Source organism: Streptomyces sp. SID5643 (genome assembly GCF_009872555.1).
Taxonomy (GTDB): domain Bacteria; phylum Actinomycetota; class Actinomycetes; order Streptomycetales; family Streptomycetaceae; genus Streptomyces; species Streptomyces iakyrus.
This window is the reverse complement of sequence record NZ_WWIC01000162.1, coordinates 1-6,917: the sequence shown is the minus strand read 5'-3', so window position 1 is coordinate 6,917 and position 6,917 is coordinate 1. Positions and strand designations below refer to the sequence as shown.

Annotated in this window: 9 protein-coding genes and 1 pseudogene; 7 read left to right on the top strand and 3 right to left on the bottom strand. The window is 73.8% G+C overall.

The annotated features are described in order from the left end of the window. Both GTY56_RS19400 and GTY56_RS19395 read right to left on the bottom strand, forming a co-directional pair. Window positions 1–509 (bottom strand): annotated as a pseudogene (locus GTY56_RS19400) (transferase); the annotation flags it as partial. Continuing rightward, a complete protein-coding gene (locus tag GTY56_RS19395; protein WP_161366613.1) occupies window positions 506–1,672 on the bottom strand; it encodes a glycosyltransferase in 1,167 nt (388 codons plus the stop codon). The gene GTY56_RS19395 and the pseudogene GTY56_RS19400, both read right to left, overlap by 4 nt. Before the next feature lie 402 nt (window positions 1,673–2,074). Here GTY56_RS19395 and chpG point away from each other — a divergent pair, with 402 nt between their 5' ends. The 7 genes from chpG to GTY56_RS19360 all read left to right on the top strand — a co-directional run bounded on the left by chpG (window position 2,075) and on the right by GTY56_RS19360 (window position 6,333). Continuing rightward, on the top strand, window positions 2,075–2,314 hold the full coding sequence (chpG, locus tag GTY56_RS19390) for a chaplin ChpG (RefSeq protein ID WP_161366612.1): 240 nt from the start codon (window positions 2,075–2,077) through the stop codon (window positions 2,312–2,314). Between the two features lie 246 nt (window positions 2,315–2,560). Continuing rightward, window positions 2,561–3,187 carry a hypothetical protein gene (locus GTY56_RS19385; RefSeq protein ID WP_161366611.1) on the top strand — a complete coding sequence of 209 codons (627 nt, stop codon included), beginning with the start codon at window positions 2,561–2,563 and terminating at the stop codon, window positions 3,185–3,187. Window positions 3,188–3,356: 169 nt separating this feature from the next. Continuing rightward, entirely contained in the window at window positions 3,357–3,641 is a 285-nt protein-coding gene (locus GTY56_RS19380; protein ID WP_161366610.1) for a hypothetical protein, read from the top strand. Continuing rightward, window positions 3,638–4,243 (top strand): vitamin K epoxide reductase family protein, encoded by a 606-nt coding sequence (locus GTY56_RS19375; protein WP_161366609.1) that lies wholly within the window; start codon window positions 3,638–3,640, stop codon window positions 4,241–4,243. The genes GTY56_RS19380 and GTY56_RS19375 overlap by 4 nt, the downstream gene beginning before the upstream one ends. Before the next feature lie 136 nt (window positions 4,244–4,379). Next, window positions 4,380–4,898 carry a hypothetical protein gene (locus GTY56_RS19370; RefSeq protein ID WP_161366608.1) on the top strand — a complete coding sequence of 173 codons (519 nt, stop codon included), beginning with the start codon at window positions 4,380–4,382 and terminating at the stop codon, window positions 4,896–4,898. Between the two features lie 105 nt (window positions 4,899–5,003). Further along, window positions 5,004–5,483 carry a tyrosinase family oxidase copper chaperone gene (locus GTY56_RS19365; protein WP_161366614.1) on the top strand — a complete coding sequence of 160 codons (480 nt, stop codon included), beginning with the start codon at window positions 5,004–5,006 and terminating at the stop codon, window positions 5,481–5,483. Beyond that, window positions 5,467–6,333, top strand: coding sequence for a tyrosinase family protein (locus GTY56_RS19360; RefSeq protein ID WP_161366607.1), 867 nt, complete (start codon window positions 5,467–5,469; stop codon window positions 6,331–6,333). The genes GTY56_RS19365 and GTY56_RS19360 overlap by 17 nt, the downstream gene beginning before the upstream one ends. Window positions 6,334–6,431: 98 nt before the next feature. On the opposite strand, the gene GTY56_RS19355 is transcribed toward GTY56_RS19360, so the two are convergent. Further along, window positions 6,432–6,713 carry a chaplin gene (locus GTY56_RS19355; protein ID WP_161366606.1) on the bottom strand — a complete coding sequence of 94 codons (282 nt, stop codon included), beginning with the start codon at window positions 6,711–6,713 and terminating at the stop codon, window positions 6,432–6,434. Window positions 6,714–6,917: the final 204 nt, after the last annotated feature.

Below are 6,917 nucleotides of genomic sequence, written 5' to 3'. Positions count from 1 at the left end.
CCGACCACGAGCGCGGCCTGCGGCCGGTGCAGCAGCTCGGCGCGCCGGCAGGCGTGCACCGCGCCGCGCCCGGCGCAGCCCGCCGCCGTCTGGAGCAGGAAACCGGCGAGCAGGGTCGAGGCGGAGAGCACGTGCTGCGGGGTGTACGCCGCCACGAACGCCCCGAGTGCCAGCCAGGCCACCGCGATCCGGCCGCTCACGGCGGGCAGTTCGTCCAGCACGGACGGCACGCGCCCGGGCCGGGACGGACGCACCAGCAGCGAGGCCGCCACCAGCACCGCCAGCAGCAGCGGGTGGCGCTGGGTCCCGGACAGCGCCAGCCCGCCCAGCACGGCCGCCGTGCCGTCCGCTGCGAGCAGCGGCAGCGGCGACACGGGCCGGGCCGGCGGCATCCGGTCGGGGAAGCGGAAACCCGCGGCGGCGCCGCGCGGCGGCAGGACCGACACGGGCGGGAACCGGAGGTCCCGCGGCTGCCCGGCGGGGGTGGGGACGGTGCTTTCCGCGGTCACGAGGCGACAGACTCCCTGCGCTCGGTGGACACGGCGTGCGCGGCCAGGACTTCGCGGTACACGTCCGCGACCGCCTGAGCCGTGCGGCGCACGTCGTGCGTGGACAGGACGTGCCGGCGCCCCTGCTCGCCGAGTGCGGTGCGCAGCGGCGGGTCCAGCAGCAACCCGGCGACGGCCGCGGCCAGTGCCGCCGGGGCCGGGGCGGGGACCAGACAGTGCGGTACGAGGTCCGGCGGCAGGCTCTCCCGGGTCCCGCCGACGTCCGTCACGACCACCGGCCGCCCGCACGCCATCGCCTCCAGCGGGGCCAGTGCCATGCCCTCCCACCGCGACGGCAGGACGACCAGATCCGCCGCCCGGTACCAGGGCACGACATCGTCGACGTCCCCCGCGAACAGCACGGAGCCGGGGGCCAGGGCCCGCAGCCGGCCGTGGTCCGGGCCGTCGCCGACCAGCACCAGCCGTGCCCCGGGCACCCGCCGCAGCACGGTCTCCCATGCCGTCAGCAGGACGTCCTGCCCCTTCTGCCGGCACAGCCGCCCCACGCACACCACGAGCGGCCCGTGCGGCCCGCCGTCCGGCAACAGCTCCGCCCGCACGGCGCCGGCGTCGTCGGCCGGGCGGAAGCGCTCGACGTCGATCCCGTTGGGGACGACGCTCCACCTCCCGCGGACCCCGGCCCGCGCCCCCAGCCGGCGCTCCGCCTCGCTCACGCACACCACCCGCGCCGCCCAGCGGGCCCCCCGCCGCTCCCAGCCGCGGGCGAGGGCCGCGGTGACGCCGCCCACCGCCTCGAACGACCAGGCGTGCGGCTGGAACACGGTCGGGACGCGTCCCCGCACGGCGAGCCGCCCGGCCAGCCCGGCCTTCGCGCTGTGTGCGTGCACCAGCCCGGGCCGTACGTCCCCGACGATCCGGGAGAGCCGCCGTACCTCGCCGGTGAGCGACGGCCCCGGCGCACGCGTCGCCGCCCAGTGCCGTACGTCGGCGCCGAGCGCCGTGAGCCGGGCCGCGAGGGGGCCGTCGGGGCAGGCGACCGTGACGTGCAGGCCCGCGGCCAGCTGCGCCCCGGCCAGGTCCGTCACGACGCGGGCGACCCCGCCGTCCACGGGTTGCGTGACGTGGAGGACCCGTGCCGGAGGGTCGGTCGGTGACAGGTGCATGCGCGGTATTCCTCGCTCACGGATGGCGCTCGGGACGGCGGGAACGCGCCTGAACTGCCGGGTGCCGACAGCGCCGAAGTGCACGCCCGGCGCACGCCGCGTCCCGCTGGGAAACGAGCCGGACGGCCACCTGGTCACCACCGCACCGGAGGGGTTCGCGGACTGGTGTCCTCCCTCGTCCCTGAGTGCGATTTGCTTGCTGTAGGGGTGCGTTGAGAGGTTTGCGACTCTAGACGCTATCCGTACTTTTCCTTGAAAACCGGGCGTGTGTGTCGGAACGGTGAAGACGACCCTTCCGGTGAGATCACTCCTTTGGCGGCACAACTCGCGTGCACGCCACGCGTTGACACAGCGCCGGGCATCCGCCCGGATGTTTGTGTCAACCCCAAGGAGCACCTCTCCATGTCGCGTATCGCGAAGGGCCTGGTCCTGACCTCCGCTGCCGCTGCCGCTGTCGCGGGCAGCACCGGCATCGCCGCCGCCGACAGCGGCGCGCAGGCCGCCGCCGCCCACTCCCCGGGTGTGCTGTCCGGCAACGTCGTCCAGGTTCCGCTGCACATCCCGATCAACGTCTGCGGCAACACGGTCGACATCATCGGCCTGCTGAACCCGGCGTTCGGCAACGAGTGCGAGAACGACTGACGTCGCCTCGAAACCCTGACCGGCCGTTCTCCTGCGGGACCACGCGGGAGAACGGCCGGTTCGCGTTGCCCCGAACGGGGGCCGGCGGGCGGCCCGGCGGACGGGGAACGCGCACGCCGCCTACCTGGGGGGACGCCGCGGGCCCGGGGACGCGGCGCTGACCTGGGGCGTTCGCTCGGTTGCGGAGCGTTCCAGCCGCTCGCACGGTGGGCACAAGATCCGACGCACCACCGAAAGGAACCCCCCATGCGTCTGCCCGCACGGCGAATCGCGACGTCCGCGCTCTGCGCCACGCTGCTGCTCGGGGTCACCGGGCCCGCGGCCGTGGCCGCCGACAACGCATCGGCCCCGGAGCACACCCACGCGGCGTCCCGGGCCCCCGTCCCCGACGCGGACGAACTGCTCGGCCAGGTGGAGAGCCTGGGCGACCTCGGCGGCGTCCTCGTCCCGGTCGCCGACCTGCTGACCGCCGTGCTCAAGGCGGACGACGGCCAGCTGCCGCATTCCCAGGCGGCCAAGCTCAGCACCTCGGTGCAGGACGCCATCGACCACGCGACCGCGACCGCCATGGCCCCGACCACGCCGGGCGCCGCGGCCCAGAGCAGCCCCCTGCCCCAGGCCAGCACGCTGCCCGCCCCCGTCGAGGACGACGCCGGGCTGCCCGAGGACCTCGCGGCCGAGGCCATGACCGCCCTGGAGAAGGCCACCGAGGAACTGCTCAAGGCCGTCACCTCCGGCGACGCCGCCCAGGTCACCCACGCGGTCGACGGCCTGGTGGCCGGGGTCGTGAACACCGTCGCCGCGACCCTGGTCGACAGCAGGCTGCCCGCCCCCGACCTGGCCGGCCTGCCCTCCCTGCCGAAGGCTCCCTGAGGGCCCCGCCGCTCACCCGGTCGTCGTGCCGGCCCCGGGACCGGCACGACTTCCGTTCAGCGACTCATATGAGGTTCTGGCGACGGGGTTTCCGCTCCGCACAGGCATCGTTAGGCACGGCGTCCGAATTCCCCGCCGGTGACATCCGTCGCCGAAGAAAGGATTCACGATGAAGTCCCTGAAGGCCGCCGCCGTCGTTGCCGGTTCCCTCGTCGTCGCCGGTGCCGCCGCACCCGCGCACGCCGCCTACGACCCCGCCAACGTCACCCCCACCAGCCTCAACGGCGCAGTCAACGCGCTCACCAGGGAGCCCATCGACCCGATGCCGCTCAAGCACCAGTCCAACGCGCTCGACACCGAGAACAAGGACTCGATGCTCAGCACCGTCAAGCAGGCGACCACCCGGCTCAACTCGAACGGCGGGCTCCTCGGCGGTCTTCCGCTGCCGAAGTGACCCCGGTCGCGCCGGCCGGGGCGCGCACGGCGGGCGCCGGCCGGGCGTTCGCCCTGCTGCTCGTCGTCACCGGCGCGGCCGGGCTGCTGGCCTCCTGGATCATCACCCTCGACAAGTTCAAGCTGCTTCAGGACCCGGACTTCACGCCCGGCTGCAGCCTGAACCCGGTGGTGTCCTGCGGCAGCGTCATGGAGAGCGACCAGGCCGAGGTCTTCGGGTTCCCCAACCCGATGCTGGGACTGGTCGCCTACGGCGTCGTCATCTGCGTCGGCCTCAGCCTGCTGGCCGGTGCCCGCTTCCCGCGCTGGTACTGGCTGGCCTTCGACGCCGGATGCCTGTTCGGCGTCGGCTTCGTGACGTGGCTGCAGTTCGAGTCGCTGTACCGGATCAACGCGCTGTGCCTGTGGTGCTGCCTGGCCTGGGCCGCGACGATCCCCCTGTTCTGGTACGTGACCTCGTTCGCCGTGCGCCAGGGGTTCCTGCCCGCGCCCGGGGCGGTGCGCCGGTTCCTCGACGAGTTCACCTGGGTGCTTCCGGCGCTGCACCTCGGCATCGTCGGCATGCTCGTCCTGACGCGCTGGTGGGACTTCTGGACGAGCTGACCGACGGCCGTCCGCAAGCGACCCGGTCCGTCGTATTACTGCGGCAGTCGGGGGAATTGTGCGCTGGTGCGGTTCCCCGGCTCGTTACTCGGTCAGCACGCTGAGCCCCCGACACGCGAAAGGGACCGTACCCCAGATGAAGTCGACCACCCGAGGAACCCTCGCCGCAGTGATCACGTGTGTGGCGGCCGCGGCCGGCGCCGCCACCGCGACCCCCGCCGCCGCGGTCGGCACGGTCCCCGTCCCCGTCCCGCTGGGCGGCGCCGAGAAGGCCCTCAACGTGGAACTGCCCGAGGCCACCGGGCAGCTCCCGGTGCCGGTACCGGGCTCACCCGAAGGACCCCGCTACGTCGAGGGCCGGCTCATCCCGGAGCGCGCCGTCCCGCAGCTGCCCGTCCACGGCGGACTGCCCGGCGCCGACCTGCGCGCACCCCTGCCGCACCTCCTCGGTGCCGGCTTCGACCACATCGGTGTCGACGCCCCCGCCTCCGACCTGCGCACACTCGCCCCGGGCGTGTCCGTCGACGCCCCGCTCACCTCGCCCAACGCCGACGGCTTCGGCCTGCCCGAGGCCAAGCTCCCGCAGGTGGGCGTGCTGGCCCCGCTGGTGCAGACGGTGCCCACGGCCGACCTGGGCATCGGCCCCGGCCTGTAGGACGCCGGTCCGTACCGGGTGTTCTCGTGTGGCCCCCGCGGTGGTGACCGCGGGGGCCTTCGGGCTGTTACCGCAATGACAACCGAGCGGAACGAGGAGCACGACATGGTCGTAGGCGTCGGCGGAGTACCGGTGGGAGCGGCGGGAGACGGGGGTGCCAGAGGCACCCGGCGGGGTGTGCTGCGCGGCCTGGTGGCCACGGCGGCCGGCGCCGTGCTGACCCCCGTCGCCGTGGCCGCCTGGCCCGAGGAGTCCGACGGCAAGAACACGGACGTGCGGGCCGGCGACGGCATGTTCGAGGAGACCTACCGGGGCCGCCTCATCCGCGGCGTGCCGATCCCCTCCCCGGAGCAGGAGGTCGATGACGCGGACTGGCACGTCACCGTGGACGGGCGGCCGCTGCACCTGATGCGCCGCGCGGACGGCAGCTGGCTGAGCATGGTCGACCACTACCGCTCCTACCCCACCCCCCTGGCGGCGACCCGCGCCGCCGTCGACGAACTGGGGCCGGGGCAGCGCCTGCGCGACCTGCCCGGGCACGCCCCGGGGCACCAGGACGGGGGAGCCCATGGCGTACACGCGTAAGGACGTCAGCACCCTCACCCGCACCGAGAAACGCCGCTTCGTGAAGGCCGTGCTGGAGGTGAAACGGCGCGGCGAGTACGACGAGTTCGTCCGCACGCACATCGAGTACTACACCTCCGACGGCGAGGACGGCCTGCGCACGGCCCACATGGCGCCCTCCTTCCTGCCCTGGCACCGGCAGTTCCTGCTGGAACTGGAGAAGGCGCTGCGCCGGGTCGACGCGTCGGTGTCGGTGCCGTACTGGGACTGGACGCGCGACCGCACGACCACGTCCGCCCCCTGGACCGCCGACCTCCTCGGCGGCACCGGCCGGCGCTCCGACCGCCAGGTGATGACCGGGCCGTTCGCCTACGCGGAGGGCAACTGGACCATCAAGGAGGGCATCACCGACGAGGAGTTCCTCACCCGCGACCTGGGCCGCGCCCGCGACCCGATCCAGCTGCCCACCGGGGCCGACCTGGAACGGGCCCTGAAGGACCCGGTCTACGACGCGTCCCCCTGGGACTCGACGTCGGGCAAGGGCTTCCGCAACAAGCTGGAGGGGTGGGGGAACGGCCGGGGCAGCGCCTCCTGGCAGAACCACAACCGGGTGCACCGCTGGGTCGGCGGGGCCATGGTCGGCGGCGCCTCGGTCAACGACCCGGTGTTCTGGATGCACCACGCCTTCGTCGACCTGGTGTGGTCGCGCTGGCAGCGGCGGCACCGCGAGCACCGCTACCTGCCGGCCAGGCCGCCCGGACCGGGCAGCGCGCAGTACCGGCGGGTCGTGGCGCGGCACGAGAGGCTGCCGCCGTGGGACGTGACACCGGACCAGCTGGAGGACCACGGGCGGATCTACCGCTACGCGTGAGCCGCCTTCCGGCTGATGCGAAGAGCCCCGGCGCTCAAGGTGCCGGGGCTCTTCGGGCGTGCACGACAGTGCGTGCGTGCACGGGGTGGTGCGTGCGATCAGTGGCCGTACCCGTGGCCACCCGAGTGCTTCTCGGGGTCGTCCTTGTTCTCGCACTCGTTGCCGAACGCCGGGTTGAGCAGACCGATGATGTTGACGGTGTTGCCGCACAGGTTGACCGGGATGTGGACCGGCACCTGGACGACGTTGCCCGAGAGGACGCCCGGCGACCCGACGGCCTTGCCCTGGGCACCCGCGTCGGCCACGGCCAGACCGGCCCCGCTGAGTACCACGGCGCCCGTGCCGAGCGCGACACCGGCTGCCTTCGCGATGCGAGACATCACGTTCTCCTTCTGACTCGGTGAGCCCGGCGGCAGGTGGCGCCGCCGTGCTTCCCGTTCAACGCGCCCGTACACGGGTGGTCACGGCGATCATGGCCGGATCACCCGTCCTGGACGGTCACGCTCCGCCATGAGGAGGGCCGGAAGGGGGCGGGGGCGGGCGGCGGAGGCGGGGTTTGGGGTGTGGGGGTGCGGGGTGCGGGG

Coding starts and splice junctions, on each gene's coding strand:
- GTY56_RS19395 (WP_161366613.1), bottom strand. CDS start 1,672: ATGCACCTGTCACCGACCGACCCTCCGGCACGGGTCCTCCACGTCACG.
- chpG (WP_161366612.1), top strand. CDS start 2,075: ATGTCGCGTATCGCGAAGGGCCTGGTCCTGACCTCCGCTGCCGCTGCC.
- GTY56_RS19385 (WP_161366611.1), top strand. CDS start 2,561: ATGCGTCTGCCCGCACGGCGAATCGCGACGTCCGCGCTCTGCGCCACG.
- GTY56_RS19380 (WP_161366610.1), top strand. CDS start 3,357: ATGAAGTCCCTGAAGGCCGCCGCCGTCGTTGCCGGTTCCCTCGTCGTC.
- GTY56_RS19370 (WP_161366608.1), top strand. CDS start 4,380: ATGAAGTCGACCACCCGAGGAACCCTCGCCGCAGTGATCACGTGTGTG.
- GTY56_RS19365 (WP_161366614.1), top strand. CDS start 5,004: ATGGTCGTAGGCGTCGGCGGAGTACCGGTGGGAGCGGCGGGAGACGGG.
- GTY56_RS19360 (WP_161366607.1), top strand. CDS start 5,467: ATGGCGTACACGCGTAAGGACGTCAGCACCCTCACCCGCACCGAGAAA.
- GTY56_RS19355 (WP_161366606.1), bottom strand. CDS start 6,713: ATGTCTCGCATCGCGAAGGCAGCCGGTGTCGCGCTCGGCACGGGCGCC.